Consider the following 26,627-nt stretch of genomic DNA (forward strand, 5'->3'; position numbering starts at 1 on the left):
TATAAGTAACATATGTAACACTTTTCGGCAAAAGAGGTATAGTCGTGAAAATAAGTCAAGAAAAACGGGCCCGCTTGGCTTACGTAGCCCGCAGGTATTATCTGGAGGATCAGAAGCAGAGCGATATCGCCCGAGAGCTGGGGGTATCCCGTCCTCTCATCAGCCGGATGCTCTCTGACGCGCGGGAGCTGGGGGTGGTGGAGATCACCATCCATGAGCCTGGGGCGAAAGCGGCGAGTCTGCTGGACCGGCTCCGGCTGTCTAGCTCCATCCGGGGCGGCGTCCTGGTAGAGGACGGCGAGGACGACGACGCCACCAATCAGACCCTCTCCAAGGGGGCCGTTGAACTGCTGGGACAGCTCGGTGCCCATCGCCTGGGTGTGGGCTGGGGGCACTTGATCGGACAGTTGGTGACCTGGCTGGAAGAAAATCCTCAGCCCCACAGCGGCGTCACCGACATCTGCCCTCTGGTGGGCAACGCCAGTATCCCAGCCCGGAATTATCAGTCCAACGAAAACGTCCGGCTGATGGCCCAGCAGTTGGGTGCCGCCCCTCACTTTCTCTATCTTCCGGCTCTGCCCGACAGCCTGGAGGAAAAGCAGTTGCTCTGCTCCACAGAGGTCTATCGGCAGATCTATCAACAGTGGGAACAGATCGATACCGCACTGGTCAACATTGGAAACTATCCCTCCAGTCCTGACTTCGCCTCCCTGGTTCGGTACGGCAGTCTGCTCCAGCACCACCGCGCCTGTGGGCGGATGCTGGCCTATTATTTCAATGAGGAGGGCAAGATAATCCAGTCGGAACAGGACTTCGCCATTCAGGTCCCCATAGACGTGCTGAGGCGATGCCCCAATCTCATCGGCGTGTGCTCGGCCAACACCAGTGTGCGGGCCTTGCGCGGTGCCCTCCAGTCCGGGTTTTTTACCCATCTTGTCGCCCGGACAGGCCTGGTCAAGGCCCTGCTGGAGCAATAAATAACATATGTAACTTCCCAGAGGAGAGCAACCTCCTCTGGGAAGTTTTATTTTTGTCTATTTCGTCTAATTTTTTTCGATTTCCTATGTAAATTATAGAGAAAAAACGTTTCATTATTGACTTTTGTTAATTTCTGCGATAGGATTTACGCACAGACGTAACCAATAAATCCAATGTAAACGGCGGGACCCTTTTGGTCACGCACAGAAGGAGGTGACATCGTGATGACGAAACGTGAGTTTCAGGATCGGCTGAAAAACGCCTGTGCCGCTGTCGCGGCGGCGGAGGCTGAATTGACCGAGATCGACTCCAAGTTCGGCGACGCCGACCACGGGCTTACTATGGCCAAGATCGCCGGAGCGATCTCCGCCGCGGTAGACGGGGCGGAAGGCGGAATCCAGTCGATGCTGGACGACGCGGCTACGGCTGTTATGGCGCTCAACGGCGGCAGTGCCGTCCCACTGTGGAACACCTGGTTGGACGGAATGCAGGAGGAGGCCCCCGAAGGAGACGAGATCGACGTGGCGGGCATTAAAGCCATCTTTGCCCGTGCCTTTACCGAGCTAGACGACATGTCCGGAGCGAAGGTGGGGGATAAGACCATGATGGACGCTCTGATCCCCGCCAGCCAGGCCATCGCCGCCTATCCTGGCAGCGACGAGAACGAGCTGTTCACTGCCGCCGCCCAGGCAGCGGTCCAGGGTGCGGAGGCTACCCGCCAGTTTGTTTCCAAATTCGGCCGGGCCAAGAGCTACGGCACACAGACCATCGGAACCCCGGACGCCGGGGCCGCTTCCATGGCCTATTTCTTCCAGGGTCTGGCCCAGATGTAAACGAATAATCCTCAATTTTGAACAGGAGGGATTCCATATGAAAATGAAAAAGTTTATCAATGCCCCTGAAACCATTACTGACGAGGAGCTGGTGGGCCTGGGCCTGGCTTACCCCGACATTCTAGACGTAGACGGCCACCTGGTAATCAGCAAGGACCTGGCAGACGCTGACCGGGTGACCATCGTCACCTATGGCGGTTCCGGCCACGAGCCTGCCCAAGCCGGCTTTGTCGGCAAGGGGATGCTGGATGTCCAGGCCGTGGGCGATATCTTTGCCGCTCCCAACGGCCAGCTGGTGTTCGACGCCATGAAGCTGGCTGACAAAGGCCATGGCGTACTGCTCCTCACCCTGAACTACGCCGGCGACCAGCTTGCCGGCAAGCAGGCTATCAAGCTGGCCAAGAAGGCGGGGCTGAACTTCCGCCAGGTAGTCACCGGCGAGGAGATCCAGTACGACCCCAACGGCGAGGACAACAAGCGCGGACTGGCTGGCGCTGTTGCCCTGTACCACATCGCGGCCGCCGCGGCCCGGGAGGGTAAGAGCCTGGACGAGGTGGCCGACATCGCCCAGCGCTATGCCGACAGCATGGCCTCTGTCACCGTCAAGTCCACCGACGCCACTCACCCCCAGAACGGGATGTCCTTCGGCGACCTGGGCGAGACCGACCTAATGGAGATCGGTGCCGGCCAGCACGGCGAGGGCGGCGGCGTCCGGGTGCCCATGATGTCCTCCAAGGACACGGTTGCCACCGTGGCTGAGGCCCTGTGCAAGAAGCTGGAGCTGAAGGAAGGGGACAAGGCCTTCGTTATGATCAACGGCTGTGGCGCCACCACCATGATGGAGATGCTGGTGCTGTTTAAAGACACCGTGGAGTTCCTGAAGGCCAAGGGCGTGGAAGTGGTGGCCAGCATGGTGGGCGAGATCCTCACCGTTCAGGAGGCCGGCGGCTTCCAGATGAACATCGCCAAGTGGGACGAGGAGTTCATCCGCCTGTGGAACACCCCCTGCCACACCCCCGCTTACAGCAAGGAGTAAGATATGGCTGACAACATCGGAAACAAGGCCGCCCACGACTACCACCTGGACATCCCCCAGGTCCAGGAGGGATTCTTTGTCAAAGGCGCTTCCCACTGCGACTGGGGCATGAAAAACCGCATGGCCCGCCTATTCGACCCCAAGTCGGGCAACACCGTCATGCTGGCCTTTGACCACGGCTATATCATGGGCCCTACCGCCGGACTGGAGCGCATCGACCTGGTCATCCCGCCCCTCATCCCCCATGTCAACGTGCTCATGGGCACCAAGGGCGTCATCCGCTCCTGCGTCTCCCCCGCTAACCAGGTAGCCAAGTGCGTCCGGGTGACCTATGACACCACCGTCCTGTTTGACGAGATGTCCAACGGCGGCGGTTTCGCCTGTGATATGGAAAACGCCATTCGCATGAACGCGGATTGCGTGGCGGTGCAGACCTTCATTGGCGCCCCCGGAGAGTCCCGCTCTCTGGAGCTGCTGTGCCGCACCGCCGATGCCGGCACCCGCTACGGCATACCCACCTTGGGTGTGGTGGCCGTAGGCAAGCAGATGGAGCGTACGGAAAAATTCTTCCAACTGGCCACCCGCGTGCTGGCCGAGAACGGCGCCAACCTCGTCAAGAGCTACTACTGCGACGGGTTCGAGCGGGTAGCCGCCGCCTGTCCGGTGCCCATCGTCATCGCCGGCGGCAAGAAGCTGCCCGAGCTGGAGGCCCTGGAGATAGCCTACAAGGCCATCCAGGAGGGGGCCCACGGGGTGGACATGGGCCGCAACATCTTCCAGTCCGACTGCCCCGCCGGCATGGCCCAGGCCATCGGCAAGGTGGTCCACGAGGGCTATACCCCCCAGCAGGCCTACGAGGTGTATGAGACCGTCAAACACGCCTAAGTTTTGAATACAAATAGGATAGGAGGAACTCTTATGTCCGCTGAGTATATGCACATCGGTATCCCCATCACTAACCGTAAGCCCAATATGACATACAACGAGGGCGCCAAGTTCTGGGTCAGCAACGTGGACGACTACGACTACAAGATCGAGTATCTGAAGTTTGAGGAGGGCACCCCATTCCCCGAGGTGCTCCACCACCTCCCCCATGTGGCCTATAAGGTGGACGACCTGGAGAAGTACATCGCCGACGCCGACAGCGTCATCTGTGGTCCTATGGACACCAATGGCAAGGGGGACCGGCTGGCCTTTGTCTGGAAGGATGGGGCGGTCCTGGAGCTGTATCAGGAGGCCTGAGCCCCGCCGGGCTCTGGGGTGATTGCCTTCTCTGGCAGTCTTTTTACTTCTGAACTTTTTCTATTTTATATCATAAAAGATATCCCAAATAGAAACTCCCGCCCTGTCATAGGGCGGGAGTTTCTATTTGGTTTTCGTCCCTGCAGGCGCCGCCGGCCTTCCCCTGGGCTGCGGGGGCAGTCCCCTTCACGGCTATGCCGGCGGGTCCTCTTTCTTTTCCGATCCTCATGTCATGCGGGTAAAGTTCTCCTTCCGAAAATTCTTCGCTCCGCTCCGAATTTATGCCATTGAAGCGCCCACCCTGACTGCCAGCCAAACAATGTCCGCCCCGAAAGGGGCGGACATTGTAATCACCTTATTCTTCAGCCATGGCCTTGGCAGCGGCGATGGCCTTCTCCTGAGCCGCAGGGGGACAGTCCTCGTAGCGGACAAAGTGGAACACATAGGAGCCGCGGGATTGAGTCATCGCCCGCAGGTCAATCGCATAGGATGTCATTTCAGCCATGGGTACCTCGGCCTCGATCACCTGCTCGCCGCCCTCAGTGGGGGTCATGCCCATGACACGGCCTCGGCGCTTGTTCAAATCGCCGATGACATCGCCCATGTAACTGTCAGGCACGGTGACCTTCAGCTCACCCACAGGCTCCAGCAGCACAGGGTTGGCCTCAGGCATAGCCGCCTTATAGGCCAGCTGGGCAGCGGTCTTGAAGGCGATTTCAGAGGAGTCCACAGGGTGGTAGCTTCCATCATACAGCACGGCCTTCAGGTTGACCACTGGATAGCCGGCCAGGGGGCCGTGGACGCAGGCCTCACGCAGACCCTTCTCCACAGCGGGGAAGAAGTTTTTGGGCACGGAGCCGCCGAAGACCTCCTCGGCAAAGACCATCTCTTCCTCCTCCAGGTTGGGCTCAAAGCGGATCCATACGTCACCAAACTGTCCGGAGCCGCCGGTCTGCTTCTTGTGCCGGCCCTGCTTCTGGACCGTCTTGCGAATTTTCTCCCGGTAGGGCACGCGGGGCGCCTTCAATTCAGCATCCACGTTGAAACGGCTTTTCAGCTTGGAAACCAGCACGTCTACCTGGATGTCACCGGCGGCGTAGATGACCATCTGGTGGGTCTCGGCGTTGTTCACCACATAGAAGGAGGGATCTTCCTCATTCAGCCGGTTCAGGCCCTGAGCCACCTTGTCCTCCTGCCCCCGGGTCTTGGGGGCGATGGCCACGGAGTAACAGGCCTCAGCGAAGGGAATCTGCTTCAGGGCTACCACCTTCCGGGGGTCACACAGGGTATCGCCGGTCTTGACTTTCTCCATCTTGCCGATGGCGCCGATGTCGCCGCAGCCCAGCTCCTTGACCTCCTCGGCCTTCTTGCCCCGCATAACATACAGGCGGCCCAGCTTCTCGCTGGCGCCAGTGCGGGCGTTGACCAATGTCAAATCGGAGGTGATGACGCCGGACAACACCTTGATATAGGAGTACTTGCCGTACTGGTCGGACACGGTCTTAAACACAAAAGCGGTGGGCACGCCGCCGGGGGACACCACGAAGGGCTCGGTCTCGCCGTCCTGACGGGTGGCCTTGTGGTAGTTACCTTCCATGGGGTTAGGCAGCAGATCCACAATATAGTCCATCAGCATCAGAGAACCCATAGTGTTGACGGCGGAACCGCACAGCACGGGGAACAGAGACAGCTCCCGCACGCCTTGACGCAGGCCCTGGATCATCTCAGCGTATGTGAAATCCTCTCCGCCGAAGAATTTGTCCATAAACTCCTCGCTGGTCTCGGCCACAGACTCCTTCAGCGCGTCGTTAAACTCGGTGATGACCGCCTCCTTGCCCTCAGGAATGTCGATCTCCACCCGCTTGCCGTTCTGCATCTCATAGGCCCGCTTGTTCAGCACGTCGATGATACCGGTGACTTTCTTGCCCTCATTCCAAATGGGGACCACCACGGGGGCAATCTTGTTGCCGTACTTCTCACGCAGGGCCTCAAAGGTGGCGTTGTAGTCGGAGTTCTCCTCGTCCGTCTTGGAGATGTAGATGAAGCGGGGCATATTCCGCTCCTCGCAGTATTTCCACGCCTTCTCCAGTCCCACGGAGATGCCGTCCTTGGCGGAGCAGACGATGATAGCGGCGTCAGCGGCCCGCAGGGCTTCCATCACCTCACCGGCAAAGTCGAAGCCACCGGGGGCGTCCAGCACATTGATCTTACAGCCCTTGTACTCCAGGGGAGCGACCGCCAGAGAGATGGAGATCTGACGCTTGACTTCCTCCGGGTCATAGTCACAGACCGTATTCCCGTCCACAGACTTGCCCATCCGGTCCAGGGCGCCAGTCATATAAAGCAGGCTCTCCGCCAGAGCGGTCTTTCCGCTCCCGCCGTGGCCCAGCAGGCAGACATTTCGGATGTTTTGTACAGAATAGCTCATAATCTTGTTTCCACTCCTTATGTGTTGGACTATTGCTCCGCCCCTGTGAGGCGTTACATGCTGTTAGTCATTATACATTAAATTCGTCTCTCTGACAACTGTTTTTTTGGCATGGGAGCAGCTCTTTCCCCAGTGCCCGCCGGGAGGTCTCACTATTTTTCGTGAAAAGTGCCCAAATCGTCTAAAATCCTCCATTTTCTCCCGCGTTCTCCAGAAATGGCAAAAAAATGGCCTCCGGTCGAAACCGGAGGTCATAAATCAAAGTGTGTCACTGTCCTTCAAGCAGCACCAGGGCGCAGAGCTGGTCCTGATCCGTTTGGCCCGCCAGCGCGCTGCCGCTCTCCTCCTGCTGGGCCAGGGCAGCCAGCCCCTCTAGCTGGGCCGCTGTAATAAAACAGCAGGGGCGGCCGGCCTCATCGGTCAGCCACTCTGGGGTCTCACCCAGAACATCCTCCCAGCCCTCGGGCAGACGGTCCAGGGTAAGCACCGCGGCCACCGTCTGGCCCGCTACCTCATACATCGGGCCGGGGGCAGTCTGGAGCATCGAGGGAGTCCCATTCCCAGAGACGTTTTCCTCCGGAACACCTCTCTCCAATGTGTCCACCTTGGAGGCCCCTACATCGGATGGCTCCTGTTCCCGCGATTCCGAGCGGAGGTCGGGCGACACTCCGCTGTCTGGCGCGGGGGACTGTGCGCTCTCGTCCAGCTCCGCCCCATAGGGGGAAATATCCGTTTGTCCACCCGGTTCGCTTCTCTCTTGGCCCTCCGCCCCACTGTTCTCCGACTCCGCGCTCTGGGGATCATCGGCTTCGAACAGGCTGATATTCACCTGGGGCTCCTCCTGCCACAGATTCGTGGCGCTCGCAACGCTTAACTGATTGTCGGCGGCCCGGTCCCACAGGCCCCCGCGGTACAGGCCGATACACAGGGCGGCGCAGGCGGCCAGTCCGGCCAGCGCCTTGAACTGGGGCCGCTTAAATAAGGGGACCACCTTTGGCCTGGACTGCTCTGCCCGAACTCGGTCCATGACGCCCTGAGTGAATCCCTCAGGGGCAGGGATATCCTCTAAGCCCTGGAACGAGTCGTGCAGAGCGGCAAGCCGCTCCTCAATGGCCCGGCAAGTGGGGCATTGATCCAAATGCTCCTCCAGCTCCCGTTCCTCTTCGTCGGACAGCTGCCCGTCCAGATGGGCGGAGATCCACTCCAGATATGTTTCGCAATTTTCCATGCCGGGTCACCTCCCTTCTGTTCCTTTCGATGGTTTAGACGTGGGCGAATCGGAAAAGTTCCCATCTTCCAGCAAAATTTTTCGCAGGGCCAGCCGGGCCCGGGCGATGCGGGATTTTACGGTCCCCAGATCCAGGGCCAGGGCGTCACCAATCTCCTGATAGCTCAGTCCGGACATCTCCCGCATAACCAGCACCTGCCGGTGGTGGTCGGGCAACCGCTCCAGCCCCTGGGACACCGCCCGGTTCAGCTCCGCCCTCTCCAACTGGCGGTGTGGGTCCTGCTCCCAATCGGCAGGCTCTGTCCAGGAAAGCTCCTCATCATCGATGGACTGAACCGGCGCCACCTCCCGGCGGCGGGCCTGCCTTCGCAAGAAGTCGATACACACGTTGGTGGCCAGCCGATAGACCCAGGTGGAGAAGCTGCTCTCCCCCTGGAAGGACGGCAGGGCCTGCCATGCCCTCAGGAATGCCTCCTGGGCCAGGTCGGCTCCCTCCTCCCGGTCCCCTGTCAGCCGCACGCACAGGGAGTAGACCTTATTCTGATTGTCCACCACCAGCCGCTCAAAAGCAGTCTGGTCGCCGGCTTTGGCCCTTGCCACAAGGTCCTGGTCGGACATCTCCGCTCCCTCCCAACTCACAGTTCTTTCATCAAAGTATTTTCTCCAGGTCTATCTCATACTCCCTGTCTATCAGCACATAGGGATGACCATATTGCTGACAGGCCCGCAGATTCTCCTCATTCTCCCACTCCAGGGCCTCCCGGTCCAGGGACGGGTCCAGCCGCCGCTCGATGGTGCCGCCACAGGCCAGAATCTGGTCGAAGCGCTCCCAGATATACCGCCGGCTGAAGATCAGCCAGATAGCCTGGAGCTGATCTAGGTAGTACGGCACAAAATCTTTCGTAAAGTCGCAGGGAATGTAGCACCCCTCCACCACCAGATTCTGCCCGTTTTCAATGGCCGTCTTGATCATTTCCCGTGCAACCGGCCAGAGAAGGGCGGTCAGCTCCTTGTCCGGGCTGTCCGGCGTCAGCGAGGTCAGACCACTCCGGATCAGTCCCATTTTCAGATGGTCCAGGGACAGATAGGGCCAGCCCCGTTCCTCCAGCACCCGCTGGGCCAGCAGCGTCTTGCCGGTGTGGGTACTGCCCGCAATCAAAAGCACCATACCGCTGCCCTCTTCAACACAGGTCCCGCTTGATCCCCCTGGTCACCCGGTACACGTCCTCCAGGGTGGTGATCTTCACAATCTGTTCCTTGTAATAACCCGCATGGGGGACACCCTTTAGATACCAGGCATAGTGCCGCCTGGCCTCCAGGCAGGCGATCTTCTCCCCCTTGTTGGCCGCCGATAGCTCAAACTGGCGCACGGCGGTGTCGCACCGCTGGGCCAGGGGGGGTATCTCCGGGATGGGCCGGCCCTCCAGAGCGGCCCGGCACTGGGCAAAGAGCCAGGGGTTGCCGAACACCCCCCGGCCGATCATGGCTATGTCCGCCCCGGTATAGTTCAAAATACGGGGGGCGTCCTCCGGACGAAACACGTCGCCATTGGCGATGACTGGAATCTCCACCGCTTTTTTTACCTCTCGAATCCAGTCCCAGTCAGCGGTCCCTGCGTACATCTGATTCCTGGTCCTGCCGTGGACTGCTACGGCGGCCACACCGGCCGCCTCCATAGCCTTGGCGAACTCCACACAGTTGATGGAGCCCTTATCCCAGCCTAAGCGGAATTTGACCGTGACAGGGCAGCCCGCTCCCCGGATGACCGCCTCAGCCACCTTTACCGCCTTGTCTGGGTCCCGCATCAGCCCGGAGCCGTCTCCGGAGTTAGCCACCTTGGGGACAGGACAGCCCATGTTGATGTCGATAAAATCGGCCCCGGACACCTCATGGGCAATGGCGGCCGCCTCCTCCATGCACACCGGGTCACTGCCGAAGATCTGGGCAGCAGCGGGGCTCTCTCCGTCCCCCAGCTGGAGCAGAGGGATGGACTTCTTGTCCTGGTAGCACAGGGCCTTGGCGCTGACCATCTCGGTGCAGGTCAGTCCCGCCCCCTGCTCCCGGCAGATGGTACGGAAGGCCAGGTCTGTCACCCCCGCCATGGGGGCCAGGGCCAGGGGGGTGTCTATTTTGATTCCTCCAATAGATACCATATATCCTCCAATGTCCACGGCCGTAAAAGACGCGCGGGCCGCTTCACAAATATCTAGTTATTTTATCATACCCTTCCCTGGTTGACAAGGCCGCCCATTCCCTATTAAAATAGGAAAAAACCTTGGAATGGGGAGATCACTATGGAATTGACGGCGCTGCGGGCCGCCCTTCGGGGCCTTTCCGCTTACCGCGAACTGAAGGAGCTGCCGGTGATGGCCCATATGGTCCATCTGCTGGACCACCTAGCTGGCGGCCAGGGAGAGGAGGCCGTGGACGACTACACCGCCCTGTTTTACTATCTGCGCCGGGAAGGCTTTACCGGTCTGGGGGACTGGCTTTGGGACCAGCTTCGGTACACCGAATCCCCCTATGCTTTACTGGCCGAACGGGGGGGCGCCGACCCGGCCCTGGAGAACGCCGCCCGACGGGACGTAGGCACTCTGGTACTGTTAGGCCAGACGGACTGCGACCAGTATATCGGCGCCATGAAGGCGCTGCTATCCGGCGACTGGTCCCCCGCTCTAGCAGGGCTGCCCCGGTGGAGCGCCACCGCCCCCTTCGACTTTGACTCCCTCACCCAGTTCTATCGGGAGCACGGCGCCGGGCTCTATGCCAGGTATCGTGCCTTCCTGTGGGAGGATGGGCAGCTCATCCCCGTGGCCGACCCGGACTGCCCCCAGCCCCAGGACCTGCTGGGCTACGAGCTTCAGCGGGAGCAGGTGGAGCAGAACACCCGGCTGCTCCTCTCCGGCCGCCAGGCCAACAATGTCCTTCTATTTGGCGACGGAGGAACCGGCAAGTCAGCTACCGTCAAGTCCATGCTCTACCTGCCCGGCATGGAGGACCTGCGGCTCATTGAGATTCAGAAGGAGAACCTCACCGGCCTTCCCAGCCTGATCCGCTCTCTGGCCTCCCGGCGGCAGAAGTTCATTCTGTTCATCGACGACCTGGCCTTTGACCAGGATGACAAGACCTACTCCTCTATGAAGACTATCCTGGAGGGCAGTCTGGAGAAGCGGCCTGTCAATGTGGCGATCTACGCCACCTCCAATCGCCGCCACCTGGTCCGTCAGACCTTTACCGACCGGGCTGGGGACGAGGTGGACACCTTTGAGACGATTTCGGAAAAGACCGCCCTGGCCGAGCGCTTCGGCCTGCGTATCCCCTACCTGACGATGAACAAGGCCGGCTTTCTGGCCCTGGTGGACCATCTGGCCGACCAGGCGGGGGTCCAGATGGAGCGGGAACAGCTCCACGCTCAGGCGATGGCCTGGGAAATCCGCCACTCCGGCCGAACCCCCCGGGTGGCCCGACAGTTTATCGCCAGCCTCGGTGCCTGACTGTTTGGGAGAAAATGGGCCATACAACATGGTATGGCCCATTTCTTTTTCTATTTTCTGGGACAGAGGTACACCATAATCTGTTCCCCGTGGGGATCTCTCTTTCCTGTAAAACGAAATCCGAACTTCTGGTACAGCTCCGCCGCGGCCCAATTTCCTTCCACGATACTCAAATAGATTTTTTTACAGCGGTACTCCTCCCGGAGACGCTGGATCAGGCCGGCCAAAGCCGCCTTTCCATATCCCCTGCCCTGGTGTTCCCCCGCAATCAACAGGCGGTCCAGCCACACCCGCCCAAAGGGAAAACTCTCTAACGGAAACTTCCCATACATCGCAAATCCTACGGGGCGCTCTCCGTCTAAAATCAGGACAGGCCGCCAGCCCTTCCACTGCTCTGCCTCTGCCAAACACTGCTCTACCGGCTCTACCAGCCCCTCCTGTCCAGGAGCTCCATGGAGCCTCAATGCCTGCGCTCTGTTTTTTTCTGTCACAGGTTCAAACTTCAGTTTCATCTTTTCCTCCGCGAAAAGGCGGCCCCTCTATTCGGATGGCAGAGGGGCCGCCCTTTGGTTCCCGCTTGTCTACACGCCCATGGTACTCGTTTCCGGCAGGGTAGAGCCCCCGTCGATGACGAACTGGGCGCCGGTCAGGTAGCTGGCCTCGTCGCTGGACAGGAAAGCGGCCAGCTCGCCCACCTCCCTGGGATCGGCCAGCCGCCCCAGGGGAATGGAAGCGGCGATGCCATCAATGACGGACTGGGGGTTCTCCGGGCAGGACTGGTCCGCCATCCCCCGGACCATTGGGGTCAGGACATAGCCTGGGCAGATGGCATTGACATTGACACAGGGAGCGAACTCCCGTGCCAGGGCTTTGGTCAGCCCCACCAGGGCGGCTTTGCTCATGGCGTAGGCCGCCTCCCCCGGATCGGCTACCATATCGCCGGTGACAGAGGACATGATGACGATTTTGCCCCACTTGCGCTCCACCATACCGGGCAGCACAGCCTTACAGGTGTTCCAGGCCCCCTTCACGTTGATGTCCAGGTGGGCATCCCGGTCCTCGTCGCTCTGGGTCAGAAAGTCCCCCAGGCGGCAGATGCCCGCGTTGGACACCAGAATATCGATTTGGCCAAACTCCTTCACCCCCGCCTCATAGCCGGCACGGACGCTGTCCATATCGGACACATCCATGCGGACGGCCACAGCCTGGGCTCCCTCGGCGCGGAGCTGGGCGGCCATATCCTCCACCCCCTGGCCGCGGGCGGCCAGCACCACTCTGGCGCCGTGCTTGACAAAGGTGCGGGCGATGCCCTCTCCGATGCCTTTGGAGGCTCCGGTAATTAAGGCTGTCTTTCCATCCAGTTTACCCATTTGAAACACTCCTATCTTTTGAAAAGGGGCCCGGTATTCACCGGACCCCTAACTTGGCTCAAATCACAGCTTCATGATCCAGTTGTGGGGATCGGCCAGGCGGCCCCACTGGATGCCGGTCAAATTGTCGTACAGCTTCTGGGTCAGCTCACCGATCTGATTGCCGCTGATGGTGACCTTCTTGCCCTCCATGGCCAGCTCGCCGATGGGGGAGACCACGGCGGCGGTGCCGGTGCCCCAGGCTTCCTCCAGAGTGCCATCCTCGGCGGCCTGGAACAGTTCCTCATAGGAGATGCGGCGCTCCTCCACCTCGTAGCCCCAGTCCTTCAGCAGCTGGATGCAGGAGCGACGGGTGATGCCGTCCAGCACGGAGCCGTTCAGGTCGGGGGTAAGGATCTTGCCGTTCACCTTGAACATGACGTTCATAGCGCCCACTTCCTCGATGTACTTGCGGTGGACGCCGTCCAGCCACAGCACCTGGCTGTAGCCCTGCTTCTCGGCCCGGTCGCCGGCCCGGAGAGACGCGGCGTAGTTGCCGCCGGTCTTGGCCATGCCGGTGCCGCCCTTGACGGCGCGCACGTCCTCGCTCTCCACATAGATCTTGACAGGAGCCAGCCCCTCAGGGTAGTAGGCGCCCACCGGGCAGACGATAACGATGTACTGGACATGGTGGGAGCTGTGGACCCCCAGGGCGGGATCCGTACCGATCATGAAGGGCCGGATATACAGGGAGGTGCCCTCTTCGTGGGGGACCCAGTCCCGCTCCAGTTTGACCAGCTCCGTGATGCCGGCCAGGGCCAGTTCCTCAGGAATCTGAGGCAGGCACAGACGCTCGGCGGACTTGTTCATCCGGGCAATGTTGTCCAGGGGCCGGAACAACTGGATAGTGCCGTCGGCGGTGCGGTAAGCCTTCAGGCCCTCGAAGATCTCCTCCGCATAGTGCAGGACCTTGGCGGCGGGGTCAATCTGCAGGGGGCCGTAAGGAACGATGCGGGGATCGTGCCAGCCCTGGCCCTCGTCATAGTCCACAATAAACATATGGTCCGTCATGCTCTTGCCGAACACCAGGGTGGAGGAAGCGGGCTTTTCCTTCAGCACCGAGGCGCGGGTAATTTTGATATCTACCATTGGTGTATCCCTCCTAAGCTTTTGTTGATGTGCTTTTTATTATAACAGTCTTTTCCTTTTGGCGCAACAAAAATATCGTTCGGACGGTTCTGATGGACAGCCCCCTTTTGCTCTTGTTTTCCCGCCGTTTATTTGCTATAATAAAATATCTTTGTTTACCTCGTTTTGGAGTGATCTCGTCTTGATCGCCCCGCCTCTGCGTGACGCTGGTGGGGCATTTCCTGGGAGGAGGAATCTCTTTTGAACCGTAAGATCGCCCAGCTGTTTCAGCCCAGGCTGCAGCTCTACTTCGTCTGTCTGATCGTCTTCGCCCTGCTGTCCGCCCTCTATTCCGTCCCCCTGGCGGTGACAGAGCTGGTCATTGTCCTGGGCCTTGGCCTGTATAACCGGGAAAACAGCCGCCGCCGGCGCCGGGAGATTGGAAAATATCTGGACAGTGTCACCGGTACGGTGGATACCGCCACCAAGGACACCATGGTCAACTCTCCCCTGCCCATGATTATTTTCCGGCCGGAGAGCGACGATATTATCTGGACCAACGACCGCTTTCTCCAGCTCACCGGCCAGGGACAGCGGGAGCATATGTTTGATGCCAAGCTGGCCTCCCTAATCCCCGGCTTTGACACTCGGTGGCTCATGGAGGGCAAGAGTGAATGCCCCACCGAGGTGGAGTACGGCGGACGGCGCTTCTGGGTCTTTGGCCACCTGGTCCGCACCGGCGGCCGGGGGGGCGGCTTTCTAGCCACCACCTATTGGGTGGATATCACCGAGTTCTGCCTGATACGGGACAAATTCAACGCCTCCCGGCCGGTGGCGGCCGTTCTGCTCATCGACAATTACGAGGACCTGATGAAGAACCTGACGGAGAATGAGCGATCCAGCATCCTGGCTGAGATCGACAACCGGCTGGATGAATGGGTGGCCCAGACCGGAGGCCTGCTCCGCCGCTACCAGCGGGAGCGGTACCTGTTTCTCTTTGAGGAGCAGTACCTGGACCAATTTGTGGAGCGGAAATTTGATGTGCTGGACACCGTCCATCAGGTGGTCAATCCCAGCGGTATCAACGCCTCCCTGTCCATCGGTATCGGCAAGGACGGGGACTCCTACAAGGAACTCATGTCCTTCGCCAATCTATCCATCGACATGGCCCTGTCCCGCGGAGGCGACCAGGCAGTCATCCGCAACAAGTTTACCTTCGAGTTCTATGGTGGCCGCTCCAAGGAGACGGAGAAGCGGACCAAGGTAAAGAGCCGGGTCATGGCCAACGCCCTGTCCTCTCTGATCTCCGACTCCTCCCAGGTGTTCATCATGGGCCACAAATTCCCGGATAACGATGCTGTAGGCGCCGCCGCCGGCGTGTGTGCCCTGTGCCGGAAAAACGGGACCCCTGCCCATATCATCCGGGATCCAGGGTCTCCCCCCGCCCAGGAGCTCATTGATCGGCTGTCCACCCTGCCGGAGTACCAGGACTGCTTCCTAGCCCCACAGGATGCCCTGCTCATCGCCGATACCCGGTCCCTGGCTGTTGTGGTGGACACCAATCGACCCGAGCAGGTCCAGGCGGAGGAGCTGCTCCAGTCCTGTAACCGGGTGGCGGTCATCGACCACCACCGCCGGGCCGCCACCTATATCGAGGGGGCCGCGCTCAACTACCACGAGCCTTACGCCTCCTCCGCCTCTGAACTTGTCACGGAGCTGCTCCAGTACATTATGGAGCCCAACCAGCTTCTCCGGGCCGAGGCGGAGGCCCTGCTGGCGGGCATCGTGCTGGACACCAAGAACTTTACCATGCGCACTGGAGGACGCACCTTTGAGGCGGCGGCCTTCCTTCGCCGCTCCGGCGCCGATACCGCCGAGGTGAAAAAGCTCTTTCAGAACGACCTGGCGGGAACCATCGCCAAGTACTCCATCATCCAGAACGCCCGGCTGTATCGGGACCATATCGCCGTCGCCGTCTCCTCCGCCCCTGTGAACCGGGTGGTGGCGGCCCAGGCGGCGGACGAGCTGCTGAATATCATCGGCATCGACACCTCCTTTGTGCTCTCCAAGGATGGGGAGCAGGTGAACATCTCGGGCCGCTCTATGGGAGAAACCAATGTCCAGGTCATTCTGGAACAACTGGGTGGGGGCGGAAACGCCGCCGCCGCGGGCGGCCAGGTCACCGGCAAATCCCTGGAGGAAGTGGCGGCCGAGCTGGCCCAGGCCATCGACCGGTATCTGGACTCGTAAACAACCACTCCCGCCCCACCGGGGCGGACTCACAGAAAGGATATGAACCGTATGAAAGTTATTCTTCAGCAGGACGTGAAGGGCCAGGGCAAGAAAGGCCAGCTAGTGGATGTGTCCGACGGCTACGCGCGCAATTTTCTGCTCCCCAAAAAGCTGGCGGTCATCGCCACCGCCGAAAATCTGAACACCATGAAGCAGCAGGAGAAGGCTAGGAAGGCCCAGGAGGCCGCTGAAAAGGCGGAGGCCGAGGCCACGGCTAAAAAGCTGGAGGGGCTGACTGTCAAAATCGCCGCCAAGGCCGGCGAGGGCGGACGGCTCTTCGGCGCCGTCACCGCCAAGGAGGTCTCCGAGGCCCTGGCAGACCAGCATGGCATCACCATTGCCAAGGCCAAGCTGGTTCTGGACGAGCCCATCAAGGCATGCGGCGGCTATCAGATTCGGGCCAAGCTGGGCTATGAGGTCAACGGCACGGTCAATGTGGCAGTCAGTGAGGCGTAACCCCCTTTTCCCCTCTCCTCTGCGGCTGTGGCCATAGCGCGACAGTGGTCGGAGGACAGGGTCAATCTAAAATTTTTCCTGCGCCGGTCGATGAAAGGGCCGGCCAGAGGTCTGTAAAAGGAGATTTTCAAGGGCCTTGGCTCTTACGCGGCGGGATGTCCAACTCCCGCCCATAGACTGTCCCAATGAAAGGTGGTGGAGTCCTTTGGCTCTGGATGACAACGAGCTTCTGATAAAGCAACTGCCCCACTCGGTGGAGGCGGAGCAGGCTGTGCTGGGCTCTATCCTGTTTGATCCCCAGTGCGTGCCTGAGGTCATCGACAAGCTGCGGCCCGACGACTTCTACCTCCGTCAGAACCGTGAAATTTACGAGACCATCTACTCCATGTTCAACTACTCCCTCACCATTGATCCGGTGACGGTGCTGGAGAACATGAAGCAGCACGGCTACTATACCGACCAGTCCCGGAGCTATCTGCTTCAGCTCATCGACATCACTCCCACGGCGGCCAATGTCAAAGAGTACATCGATATCATCAAGGATAAGACGCTGCTCCGCAGGGTGGCCGAAACCGCAGGCGACCTGACGGAGATGATCCACCAGGGCACTGACACCGGGCAGGATATCCTGGAGGCGGCGGAACAACGTATCTACGCCATCCGCCAGGGCCGCTCCTCCCGTGGGCTCACCCCCATCTCCGACGTGCTGTTCGATGTCTACGACCGGTTAAGCGAGTTAGCCGCCAGCGACAGCGCCGTTCCCGGCCTGTCCACCGGTTTGAAGGATTTGGACCGGGCCATCTCCGGACTGAACAAATCCGACCTCATCCTGTTGGCCGCCCGGCCCGGCATGGGCAAGACCTCCATGGCCCTGAATATTCTGCTGGACGCGGGCAAAAAATCGGGAAAAAAAGTGGCCTTCTTCTCCCTTGAAATGAGCCGGGAACAGCTGGCCCTCCGCCTCATCGCCAGCGAGTGCTTTATTGACAACAAGAAGCTGGTCACCGGGAAGCTGACAGAGGAGGACTGGGAGAGCGTGGCAGCCGCCGCTGACTCCCTCAGCCGGTCCACCATTCTGATTGACGACGACTCCACTGTCACCGTGGCCGATATCAATGCCAAGTGCCGTCGGGTGGAGGACCTGGGCCTGGTGGTCATCGACTACCTTCAATTGATGCAGTCCGCCGGAGGCAAGAGCCGTTCTGGGGACAACCGGCAGCAGATCGTGTCCGACATCTCCCGCTCCTTAAAGATCATGGCCAAGGAGCTGAATGTGCCCGTCCTGTGCCTGTCCCAGCTCTCCCGCGCCAACGAGGGCCGCACCGACAAGCGGCCCATGCTGTCCGACCTCCGGGAATCGGGCGCCATCGAGCAGGACGCTGACATCGTACTGTTCCTCTACCGGGACGGCTACTACAACAAGGACTCAGAAAATCCCAATGAGGCCGAGTGCATCATCGCCAAGAACCGCCACGGGGAGACGGGCACCGTCTATCTCCAGTGGCAGCCCCAGTTCACTACTTTCAGCGACATGGAGTGGCAGCACTCAGAATATTGAGCCGCCGCCAGGAGGATCAGCTTTGATGGAGTCCATGGAAAAATTCATTGCCCACCTGGGCCTGATCCCCCCCGGCAGCCATGTGCTGTGCGCGGTCTCCGGCGGGGCCGACTCCGTCTGCCTGCTCCACGCCCTGTATCATCTTCGGGCGGAGCTGGACTTCACCCTGTCCGCCGCCCACTTTGACCACCAGCTTCGGGGGGAGGAGTCCCGCCGGGACGCCGATTTCGTGGCCCAGTTCGTAGCCCTCTGCTGCGGTCCTCAGCGCCTGCCCGACGGCTCTCAGCTCCCCGCTGTCCCCCTGTTTTCCGGCTCCGGCGACGTGTCTGCCCAGGCCGCACAAATGGGAATTGGGACGGAGGAGGCCGCCCGTCAGATGCGTTACGCCTTTCTCCACCGGGCCGCTCAACAGGCAGGCGCCACCCTGATCGCTACCGCCCACACCGCCGACGACAACGGGGAGACCATCCTGTTTCACCTGGCCAGGGGCACCGGGCTTCGGGGACTGGGCGGCATCCCACCGGCACGGGACGGCGTGATCCGCCCCCTGCTCACCACCACCCGGCGGCAGGTGGAAAACTATCTGGCCTACTACGGCCTGCCCCATGTGGAGGACTCCTCCAACCAGGATGACAGTTATAGCCGCAACCGAATCCGGCACCAGATAATGCCTGTGCTGGAGGGGCTGTTCCCCAATTTTGCCGCTCGGCTGGCGGACAACGCCGCCCTTCTTCGGGCGGATGAGGACTATCTCACCTCCCTGGCCCGGGACCAGGCCGGTCAGGCCCAACAGAGTGGGGACTGCCTGTCCATCCCTGTACAGACACTGTTAGACCTGCCGGATCCCGTGGCCGCCCGGACTATTAGAGTCCTGTTGGGCCAGCTCAACGGGGGCGACCAGGACTGTGGGGCTGTCCATCTCCACGCCCTGTTGGACCTGTGCCGTTCGCCCCGCCCCTCCGCCCGGCTGGACCTGCCCTGGGGCCTTACCGCACGGAGGGAGTATGGATTGCTGGTCCTCGCCCGTCGGAGCAGCCCTCCGTCGATGGAGCCAATCCATCTGCCCCTTCCCGGCGAGATCCGGGTCGGGGACTGGCAGGTGGTCTGTGGGGCGGAGCGGTATATCGGCCAGCCCCAGGGTCCCCTGGAGTTCTATTTAAGCCAGGAGGCTGTGTCCTCCCTTACTGTCCGCCCCCGCCAGACAGGGGACCGGCTGACTCTCCTGGGGCGGCCGGGCAAATCCATCAAAAAATGGTTTGTGGACGAAAAGGTGCCCCGGCACCTTCGGAACCAGGTGCCGGTCTTTGCCCAGAACGGGGTTGTAGCCGCCGTGGCCGGGCTCGGTCCTGATGCCGCCTGCCTTCCCCAGCCGGGGGAGCAGGCGTGGCACATCTCCCTGACCCGGCTGCGCCGTCCGGAGGAATAAACTGGAAAGGAAGAATTACCTTATGCTAGAGAAAGATATCCAGGAAGTTTTGTTCAGCGAGGAGCAGCTGAAAACTCGGGTCAACGAGATCGCCCAGGAAATCGAGCGGGACTACGCTGGCAAGGAGATCATGCTCATCAGTGTGCTCCGAGGCTCCTTTATTTTTATGGCTGACCTATGCCGGGCCATCGATCTGGACTGCACCCTGGACTTCATGTCCGTTTCCTCCTACGGCAAGGGCACCTCCTCCAGCGGACAGGTGCAGATTACCAAGGACCTGTCTGAAGACATCTCCGGCCGCCACATCATTGTAGTGGAGGATATTCTGGACAGCGGCAACACCTTAAGCTACCTGCTAAAAATATTGGAACACCGGCATCCCGCCTCCATTCGTCTATGCACCCTGCTGGATAAACCAGATCGCCGGGTAAAGCCTGTGGAGGTCCACTACTCCGGTTTCACCATCCCAGATGCCTTTGTGGTGGGCTATGGGCTGGATTATGCGGAAAAATACCGCAATCTGCCTTATATCGGCATTCTGAAACCGGAGGTATATGGTGGATAGCCCCCTGTTCCCCCACCTCCGCGCAGCCAAGGGGAGTGTTTTGGCGGACCCTCCCTGTGGATCTCTGCCGCCGGAAAGGACATGATCCCATTATGAAACGAATGAGCTCCCGCGACCTGACCCTCTATCTGCTGGTCATCCTGTTGATGGTCTTCGCTGTCACCAGCCTTCAGCAGATGAACCGGACGGAGGCCCCTACCTACAGTCAGATCCGGTCCTACTTCCTCCAGGAGCAGGTCCAGTCCTTCACCCTGAAGGACAACACCCTGCGCCTGACGCTTCGAGGCGAGGGTGACCAGACCACCACGGTCACCTATGAGATGTCCGACCAGGCCCTCACCTACTTCTATATGGATATGCGTGAGCTCATTGACGACCAACTGGCCGCCGGCATCCTGGAGAGCTATGACTATCCCCCTGGACTGGCCAACTCCTGGTGGTACAACTGGCTGCCCTCCCTCATCGTCCTGCTCTCTGTGGGCTTTCTGCTGTTTGTCCTCTACCGCCAGCGGATGGCCAGCATGGGGGGCGGAGGAGGCGCACCTGGCGCCTCCCGCTTTGGCCATGCCCGGACCAAGACTTTGTCGGACCAGGGGAAGAAGGTCACCTTTGACGACGTGGCCGGGGCCGAGGAGGAGAAGGAGGAACTCCAGGAGATTGTGGAGTTCCTCCGTGACCCCCAGAAATTCACCGCTCTGGGGGCCCGCATCCCCAAGGGCGTACTGCTGGTGGGCCCTCCGGGCACCGGCAAGACTTTGATTGCCAAAGCTGTGGCCGGCGAGGCGGGAGTCCACTTCCTGTCCATCTCCGGCTCCGACTTTGTAGAGCTGTATGTGGGTGTGGGCGCCAGCCGGGTCCGGGACCTGTTCGATCAGGCAAAGAAAGACGCCCCCGCCATCGTCTTTATTGATGAGATCGACGCTGTGGGCCGCCAGCGCGGCGCCGGCCTGGGGGGCGGCCACGACGAACGGGAGCAGACCTTGAACCAGCTGCTTGTGGAAATGGACGGCTTTGGCTCTAACGAGGGGGTCATCGTCATGGCGGCCACCAACCGCCAGGATATCCTGGACCCCGCCCTCCTCCGCCCCGGCCGGTTCGACCGGCAGATCTATGTGGGTCTGCCTGATATCAAGGGCAGGGAGGAGATCCTGAAGGTCCACGCCAAGAAGAAACCCTTGGCAGAGGACGTATCTCTCAACCAGATTGCCCGGTCCACTGCCGGTTTTACTGGCGCCGACCTGGAAAACCTGCTCAACGAGGCGGCGCTGCTGGCCGCTCGGGAGGACAAGCGGTTCATCACCATGTCCGACCTCCATGAGGCCATGTTGAAGGTCATCGCCGGACCCGAAAAGAAGAGCCGGGTGGTCACGGAGCACGCCCGGAAGCTCACCGCCTATCACGAGGCGGGCCACGCGGTGGTCATTCATGACCTGGACAGCCAGGACCCAGTCCATCAAATCACCATCGTCCCCCGTGGTCCCGCCGGCGGCATGACCATCTCCCTGCCTAGCGAGGACAAGGCCTATCTGTCCCGCCGTGAGCTGGAGGAGCGCATCGCCGTCTGCCTGGGCGGCCGGGTGGCCGAGCAGTTGGTGCTGGGAGATATCTCCACCGGCGCCTCCAGCGACATCCAGAAAGCCTCCCAGACCGCCCGGGCCATGGTCACCAAGTACGGCATGAGCGACAAGCTGGGGACCATCGCCTATGGCAACGAGAGTGACGAGATCTTTATCGGCCGCTCTATGGCCCAGGCCCGCACCTACTCGGAGGAGGTGGCCGGTCAGATTGACCAGGAGGTCAAAGCCATTGTGGACCGGGCCTACACCCGGTGCGAGGATATCCTCACCCGGCGCCGGAAGGAACTGGACACGATTGCCCAGTACCTGCTGGAGCACGAGACCATGGACGGACAGGAGTTCGCTAAAGTCTTTGAAGCGCAGGCATGAAAAAGAAGGCCGCCCCGCGCTATGAACGGGGTGGCCTTTTCTCATCCAATATCGCTTGCGAAAAGGGAGCGGGTCCACATGGCCCGCTCCCTTTCTTATGCTCAAATCATGTCGCAGCCGATCTCGTTCAGCTTCTCATCCACCCATGGGCGGATGTAGGTGCCCTTGGTCAAAATATCCTCCATGATTTTGGCCTCCTTCTCCATGGTGGCGCGGGTCTTTTCCAGCACCTCCTGGGCCTGCTCAGGCGGAATGACGATCAGGCCGTCCTGGTCCCCCACTAGAATGTCGCCGGGGCGGACCACCCGGCCGCCGATGACCACTGGGACATTGATCTCACCAGGCCCATTTTTATAGGGGCCGTTGGGGGTAGTGCTTTTGGCGTAGATGGGCATATCCATTTCACACAGAGCCTCCTGGTCCCGGATGGCTCCATCCACCACCAGGCCGGCTACCCCCCGCACCTTGCAGTAGGTGGCCATCAGTTCGCCAAAGATAGACCGGTCATCAAAGCCGCCAGCGTCGATAACAATGACGTCGCCCGGCTTGGCCAGATCCATGGCCTTGTGGAACATCAGGTTATCCCCCTGGGGCACCTTGATGGTAAAGGCAACCCCTACCAGGGGAACCTTGTTCAGCGGCCGGATGCTCTGATGGACAGCGGCAGTGCGGCCCATGTTGTCGTCAATGTTGGCCACCGGCATTCCCCGGAAGGCCTCTACCAGCTTCGGATCAGGGCGGACAAAATCCGTCACTACTTTACAGCCAATGTTGCTCATACTTTCTCTCCTATCTGTGCCATCGCCGCGGCGATGTTTTTCACTGCCTGGGCCAGCTGGTCATCCGCCGCCGCGAAGGAGAAGCGGATGCGGCTGCCCGTCTTGTCCCCATAGGACACGCCGGGCACACCTACTACCTTGGCCTTTTCCATAATAAACTCGCACACCTGATTGGAGTCCATACCGGGAATCTCAAAATTAGTCCAGGCGTAGAAGGCCCCCTCTGGCATCTCACAGTGGACGCCAGGGATCTGGTTCAGCCCGTTGACGAAAAGGTCGCGGCGCTGCTGATAGCGGCGGCGCATTTCCTCAATCTCCTCGCCGCAGTCAAAGGCCACGGCGGCAGCCTTCTGGATAAACCCGCTGGTACAGCTGATGGTGTGGGAGAAGAGCATCGCCGCCATAGAGGCGATCTTGGGGTCAGCGGCCAGGTAGCCGATCCGCCAGCCTGTCATGGCCACGCTCTTGGAGAAGCCGTTGACTGTGATGACACGGTCGGCAATGTCGGGGAAGGAGGCGGGGCTCACGTTTTCCTGGCCGTCAAAGAGGATGCGCTCGTACATCTCGTCGGAGAGCAGCACCAGGTCGGGGTGATTGAGCATGAATTGGCGCAGCACCTGGGCCTCTTTCTGGGTAAGCACCCGGCCAGTGGGGTTGTTGGGGTAGTTGATAATGAGCATCCGGGTCTTGGCGCTCACCTTCTCCTCCAGCAGCTCCAGGGTAATGCGGTAGCGATCCTCATAGGCAAGGTCCACCTCCACCGGAACGCCGCCGGATGCCTGGATGATGGAGGGATAGGACACCCAGCCCGGAGTCAGGTACATCACCTCATCCCCGGCGTTTACCAGGGCCCGGACGGCGATATAGATGGCGTACTTTCCGCCGGGGGTGACTACCACGCCGCTGGGGTCGTAGTGGCAGCCGTTCTCCCGCTCCAGCTTGTCAGCGATGCGCTGGCGCAGCTCCGGCAGGCCGGGACCTACGGTATAGTGGGTAAAACCCGCATTGATCTGGCGGAACAGCTCGTCACAGATCTTCTTGGGGGTGTCAAAGTCAGGCTCCCCGCCGGCCAGGTCGATGATTTCCGGGTCCTGGGCCTTCAGCTTTTTAGCCTTTGCCATGGTTTCCATGGAGGCGGAGGGCTTCATCTGCAAAATATACTTGTTGAATTGCAGTGCCATAGCTCTATTTCTTTTCCTTTCTGCCCATTGGGGCGGTCAGTAGGCAACAAGGACCCCGGCTCTGGACAGCCGGAGCCCCTGTTCACTCATCTGGGTTGTTTACGGGAGCTCAGTCGGCGTCAAAAACCTTCTTGTCCAGCTCGCCCAGGGAGTTGGACACCACCACAGTGCCTACCAGGTCATCAATATTGTTGGCAGTGGTGTGGAAGGGATCAATCACAGGCCAGATGGCGGCCAGGATGGGGATCAGAGTCAAGGGCATCCCCAGGGTCTGGAGCAGCACAGTAGACATGACCACGCCAGCCCCCTTGACGCCGGCGGCGCCGATGGAGATAATCAGACCCAGGAATACAAACTGGATCAGGCTTCCCAAGGTAATCTCATAGCCGTACAGATTGGAAGCAAAGACGCTGATGACGCCCACAGCCACAGCCATTCCGTTCATATTACAGGTGTTGCCCAGAGGAAGGGTAAAACCGTAAATCTTCTCCGGTACGCCCAGCTTGCTGTCGGCAATCTTCATGGAAACGGGCAGGGTAGCGGCGCTGGAGGAGGTAGAGGCGGCTACGATGATGGCCGGCGCGATCTTCTTGAACAGGCGCATAGGATTGACCCGGCCCAGGACAGCGGCGATAATGGGCTCCATCAGGAACATGACCAGCAGGCAGCACACCCAGTCAGTAGTGATGAAAACGATGACCTGCTTCATCATGTTGGCGCTGATCGTAGTGACCATGTCGGCAATCAGGGCCATGATGCCGATGGGAGAGAAGGCCATGACATACTCGGTCATCTTCAGCATAGCCTCGGCCCCCTGGTCGACGAGATCCACCAGGCGCTTCACCCGGTCGCCCAGTACCAGTAAGACGCAGCCCATAAAGATGGCGAAGAAGATGATCTGAAGGGTATTGCCCTCGGATAGGGAAGTAAAGATATTTTCCGGGATCCACGACACCATGTTGTCGATGAAGTTGTACTCAACAGCCTCACCAGCCTCGGAGGTCAGCAGGTCGGTAACTCCCTTGCCGGGCTGGGTGATCACGCCTCCAATCACGCCCACAGCGGACGCCAGGGTAGAGGTAATCATGTAATAGATCACGATACGGACGCCCACCTTGCGGAGCATTCCCACATCGCCCATCTTACACACGCCATTGATCAGGGTAAGCAGAACCAGGGGCGCTATGAGCATCTTCAGCAGACGCAGGAAGATATCGCCGAGGAAGCTGATGTAGGGTACGATATCTGGCACTGCCACACCAATAATAGCGCCTATGGCAATGCCTATCAGGATCTGGACCCAAAGGGGTATTTTTTTTAGCATTTCTCTCTTCTCCTTTTTCATATGATGGGTACTCGCCCCTGACCAGCCGCCGCTCAATTTTCCGCTCTTTTGCCGGCCTGGGGTCCGGCTCTCTCTGACACCACCGTCCAGAGGCGGAGACGGAAAGAGCAGTTCCACTATGCACATAATAGATGAGAGTTTCGTTCTATTTCAAATATTTTTTGTATTATTGCTCTATAATTTTAAAGTTATATATGCTATAATATTTAGTGTGGAGGTGACCCCAATGGAAAAAAACATGGAGTATATCTACCAGATCTATTTGGACGGCAGCTTCAGCCAAGCCGCCAAGAATCTATATATTTCCCAGCCAGCTCTCAGCGCGATCGTAGCTCGGACCGAGCGCAGCCTGCACGCCACTCTGTTTGACCGCTCTCAGAAGCCCATCCGCCCCACTCAGGCTGGGGAATACTATATCAGCTGCATCAAGCGATTTCAGGCCATCGAGCAGGAGATGTCAGAGTATTTCGATAATTTAAGCCAGGGAGAGCACGGCTCCCTGGCGATTGGGAGCGGCACGTTTTACTGCACCTATGTACTGCCTGAACTAATCCAGCAGTTCCAATCCCTGCACCCTGCCGTCCAGGTCAATCCTGTGGAAACCAGCAGTAACCGGGGCCTGCAGATGTTGACCCGGGGCCAGTTGGACTTTAGTTTAGATGTAAATGAAATTCACGACTGTGCTTTGGAGAGCACAGTCGTGGCCCAGGAGCATATGGTCCTGGCTGTCCCGGCCCAGCTGCCCTGCAACGAAAAGCTTCGGCGCTACCGGCTCACCTTTGACGAGGTGCGCCGGCGGCTCCATTTAGATGATCATGTCCCCCCTGTGGATATGGCCGCCTTTCGGGACGAACCTTTTATCTCTCTCAAACCGGGCAATCACAGCCACGACCTGCTGCAAAAGCTGTGTGAGTCAGCCGGTTTTACTCCCAAAGTAATCCACTACATGGACCAGTTGCTCACAGCCTACTATCTGTCTAATGAGGGGTCTGGCATCACCGTTATTCGGGATTCTTCCCTCTACCGGGTCGCTCCCTCTTCTAACCACTTTTTTTACCGCCTCCCGCCGGAGCTGTCTACCAGAAACATCTATCTCACTTACCGCAAACAGGAAGGCAGCCGGGCTCTGATTCAGCTGTTTGTGGACTACATGATTACTCAGTCAGACCGCTTTTTCCCCTCAGAACGCGACAGCGGATGAATTTTCTTTTCCTTATAAATTTCATATTATAGGAATATAACATAATTAGTATTATTTTTGTGGGAATTATCCAGCTACTCCTTCTTCATTTTTGCAATTTCTTAACGATAAGGATTCACTTTTAACTTGACTCCGCTTTTCTTTGTATTGAACTCTTCGATT

General features: G+C 59.6%; 25 protein-coding genes. 13 read left to right on the top strand and 12 right to left on the bottom strand.

All coding sequences use genetic code 11. The annotated features are described in order from the left end of the window. The first annotated feature begins 44 nt into the window (after window positions 1-44). The 5 genes from MCG44_RS13060 (at window position 45) to MCG44_RS13080 (ending at window position 4,089) form a co-directional block, all read left to right on the top strand. A complete protein-coding gene (locus MCG44_RS13060; protein WP_186852288.1) occupies window positions 45-977 on the top strand; it encodes a sugar-binding transcriptional regulator in 933 nt (310 codons plus the stop codon). Window positions 978-1,202: 225 nt separating this feature from the next. Further along, window positions 1,203-1,811, top strand: coding sequence for a DAK2 domain-containing protein (locus MCG44_RS13065; RefSeq protein ID WP_186852438.1), 609 nt, complete (start codon window positions 1,203-1,205; stop codon window positions 1,809-1,811). A 37-nt stretch (window positions 1,812-1,848) separates the two neighbouring features. Then, window positions 1,849-2,847, top strand: coding sequence for a dihydroxyacetone kinase subunit DhaK (locus MCG44_RS13070; RefSeq protein WP_147572678.1), 999 nt, complete (start codon window positions 1,849-1,851; stop codon window positions 2,845-2,847). A 3-nt stretch (window positions 2,848-2,850) separates the two neighbouring features. Beyond that, window positions 2,851-3,732, top strand: coding sequence for a 3-hydroxy-5-phosphonooxypentane-2,4-dione thiolase (gene lsrF, locus MCG44_RS13075; RefSeq protein ID WP_240288631.1), 882 nt, complete (start codon window positions 2,851-2,853; stop codon window positions 3,730-3,732). A gap of 33 nt (window positions 3,733-3,765) precedes the next feature. Beyond that, window positions 3,766-4,089 carry a hypothetical protein gene (locus MCG44_RS13080; protein WP_147572682.1) on the top strand — a complete coding sequence of 108 codons (324 nt, stop codon included), beginning with the start codon at window positions 3,766-3,768 and terminating at the stop codon, window positions 4,087-4,089. A gap of 106 nt (window positions 4,090-4,195) precedes the next feature. On the opposite strand, the gene MCG44_RS14965 is transcribed toward MCG44_RS13080, so the two are convergent. The 6 genes from MCG44_RS14965 to dusB form a co-directional block, all read right to left on the bottom strand. Next, window positions 4,196-4,318 carry a hypothetical protein gene (locus MCG44_RS14965; protein WP_263858401.1) on the bottom strand — a complete coding sequence of 41 codons (123 nt, stop codon included), beginning with the start codon at window positions 4,316-4,318 and terminating at the stop codon, window positions 4,196-4,198. Window positions 4,319-4,444: 126 nt separating this feature from the next. Next, window positions 4,445-6,517 (bottom strand): elongation factor G, encoded by a 2,073-nt coding sequence (locus MCG44_RS13085; protein ID WP_147572684.1) that lies wholly within the window; start codon window positions 6,515-6,517, stop codon window positions 4,445-4,447. A gap of 268 nt (window positions 6,518-6,785) precedes the next feature. Further along, the gene (locus MCG44_RS13090; RefSeq protein ID WP_240288633.1) at window positions 6,786-7,745 is read right to left on the bottom strand and encodes an anti-sigma factor family protein; all 960 of its coding nucleotides are present in this window, start codon (window positions 7,743-7,745) and stop codon (window positions 6,786-6,788) included. 6 nt (window positions 7,746-7,751) lie between these two features. Continuing rightward, entirely contained in the window at window positions 7,752-8,363 is a 612-nt protein-coding gene (locus MCG44_RS13095; protein WP_240288635.1) for an RNA polymerase sigma factor, read from the bottom strand. Window positions 8,364-8,394: 31 nt separating this feature from the next. Then, the gene (locus tag MCG44_RS13100) at window positions 8,395-8,913 is read right to left on the bottom strand and encodes an ATP-binding protein (RefSeq protein ID WP_240288637.1); all 519 of its coding nucleotides are present in this window, start codon (window positions 8,911-8,913) and stop codon (window positions 8,395-8,397) included. A gap of 13 nt (window positions 8,914-8,926) precedes the next feature. After that, window positions 8,927-9,898, bottom strand: coding sequence for a tRNA dihydrouridine synthase DusB (gene dusB, locus MCG44_RS13105; protein WP_186852294.1), 972 nt, complete (start codon window positions 9,896-9,898; stop codon window positions 8,927-8,929). Between the two features lie 141 nt (window positions 9,899-10,039). Here dusB and MCG44_RS13110 point away from each other — a divergent pair, with 141 nt between their 5' ends. Then, window positions 10,040-11,239, top strand: a complete 1,200-nt coding sequence (locus MCG44_RS13110; protein WP_240288639.1) for an ATP-binding protein — start codon at window positions 10,040-10,042, stop codon at window positions 11,237-11,239. A 50-nt stretch (window positions 11,240-11,289) separates the two neighbouring features. Here MCG44_RS13110 and MCG44_RS13115 read toward each other — a convergent pair whose 3' ends face one another. From MCG44_RS13115 to MCG44_RS13125, 3 genes are all read right to left on the bottom strand, one after another. Continuing rightward, entirely contained in the window at window positions 11,290-11,751 is a 462-nt protein-coding gene (locus tag MCG44_RS13115; protein WP_147572696.1) for a GNAT family N-acetyltransferase, read from the bottom strand. A gap of 69 nt (window positions 11,752-11,820) precedes the next feature. Next, window positions 11,821-12,609 carry an SDR family oxidoreductase UcpA gene (ucpA, locus tag MCG44_RS13120; RefSeq protein ID WP_186852296.1) on the bottom strand — a complete coding sequence of 263 codons (789 nt, stop codon included), beginning with the start codon at window positions 12,607-12,609 and terminating at the stop codon, window positions 11,821-11,823. 63 nt (window positions 12,610-12,672) lie between these two features. After that, on the bottom strand, window positions 12,673-13,737 hold the full coding sequence (locus MCG44_RS13125) for a branched-chain amino acid aminotransferase (protein WP_147572700.1): 1,065 nt from the start codon (window positions 13,735-13,737) through the stop codon (window positions 12,673-12,675). Window positions 13,738-13,977: 240 nt separating this feature from the next. Between MCG44_RS13125 and MCG44_RS13130 the strand changes: the two genes are divergently transcribed. The 6 genes from MCG44_RS13130 (at window position 13,978) to ftsH (ending at window position 21,959) form a co-directional block, all read left to right on the top strand. Further along, window positions 13,978-15,966, top strand: coding sequence for a DHH family phosphoesterase (locus tag MCG44_RS13130; RefSeq protein ID WP_186852298.1), 1,989 nt, complete (start codon window positions 13,978-13,980; stop codon window positions 15,964-15,966). A 51-nt stretch (window positions 15,967-16,017) separates the two neighbouring features. Beyond that, window positions 16,018-16,464, top strand: coding sequence for a 50S ribosomal protein L9 (gene rplI / locus MCG44_RS13135; protein WP_147572704.1), 447 nt, complete (start codon window positions 16,018-16,020; stop codon window positions 16,462-16,464). Window positions 16,465-16,669: 205 nt separating this feature from the next. Continuing rightward, window positions 16,670-18,022, top strand: a complete 1,353-nt coding sequence (dnaB, locus tag MCG44_RS13140) for a replicative DNA helicase (protein WP_240288641.1) — start codon at window positions 16,670-16,672, stop codon at window positions 18,020-18,022. 25 nt (window positions 18,023-18,047) lie between these two features. Next, window positions 18,048-19,448: a tRNA lysidine(34) synthetase TilS gene (tilS, locus tag MCG44_RS13145; protein WP_240288643.1), complete on the top strand. Its 1,401-nt coding sequence runs from the start codon at window positions 18,048-18,050 to the stop codon at window positions 19,446-19,448. A 22-nt stretch (window positions 19,449-19,470) separates the two neighbouring features. Next, window positions 19,471-20,013 carry a hypoxanthine phosphoribosyltransferase gene (hpt, locus tag MCG44_RS13150; protein ID WP_147572708.1) on the top strand — a complete coding sequence of 181 codons (543 nt, stop codon included), beginning with the start codon at window positions 19,471-19,473 and terminating at the stop codon, window positions 20,011-20,013. Between the two features lie 92 nt (window positions 20,014-20,105). Beyond that, entirely contained in the window at window positions 20,106-21,959 is a 1,854-nt protein-coding gene (gene ftsH / locus MCG44_RS13155) for an ATP-dependent zinc metalloprotease FtsH (protein WP_240288645.1), read from the top strand. 101 nt (window positions 21,960-22,060) lie between these two features. Here ftsH and MCG44_RS13160 read toward each other — a convergent pair whose 3' ends face one another. The 3 genes from MCG44_RS13160 to MCG44_RS13170 all read right to left on the bottom strand — a co-directional run bounded on the left by MCG44_RS13160 (window position 22,061) and on the right by MCG44_RS13170 (window position 25,243). Further along, window positions 22,061-22,738, bottom strand: coding sequence for an RraA family protein (locus MCG44_RS13160; RefSeq protein ID WP_147572710.1), 678 nt, complete (start codon window positions 22,736-22,738; stop codon window positions 22,061-22,063). Further along, on the bottom strand, window positions 22,735-23,919 hold the full coding sequence (locus MCG44_RS13165) for a pyridoxal phosphate-dependent aminotransferase (RefSeq protein WP_147572712.1): 1,185 nt from the start codon (window positions 23,917-23,919) through the stop codon (window positions 22,735-22,737). The genes MCG44_RS13160 and MCG44_RS13165 overlap by 4 nt, the downstream gene beginning before the upstream one ends. 109 nt (window positions 23,920-24,028) lie before the next feature. Further along, a complete protein-coding gene (locus tag MCG44_RS13170) occupies window positions 24,029-25,243 on the bottom strand; it encodes a dicarboxylate/amino acid:cation symporter (RefSeq protein ID WP_147572714.1) in 1,215 nt (404 codons plus the stop codon). Between the two features lie 247 nt (window positions 25,244-25,490). Between MCG44_RS13170 and MCG44_RS13175 the strand changes: the two genes are divergently transcribed. After that, window positions 25,491-26,465, top strand: a complete 975-nt coding sequence (locus tag MCG44_RS13175) for a LysR family transcriptional regulator (protein ID WP_186852302.1) — start codon at window positions 25,491-25,493, stop codon at window positions 26,463-26,465. The last annotated feature ends 162 nt before the right edge of the window (window positions 26,466-26,627 follow it).

This window comes from Lawsonibacter sp. OA9 (assembly GCF_022440585.1).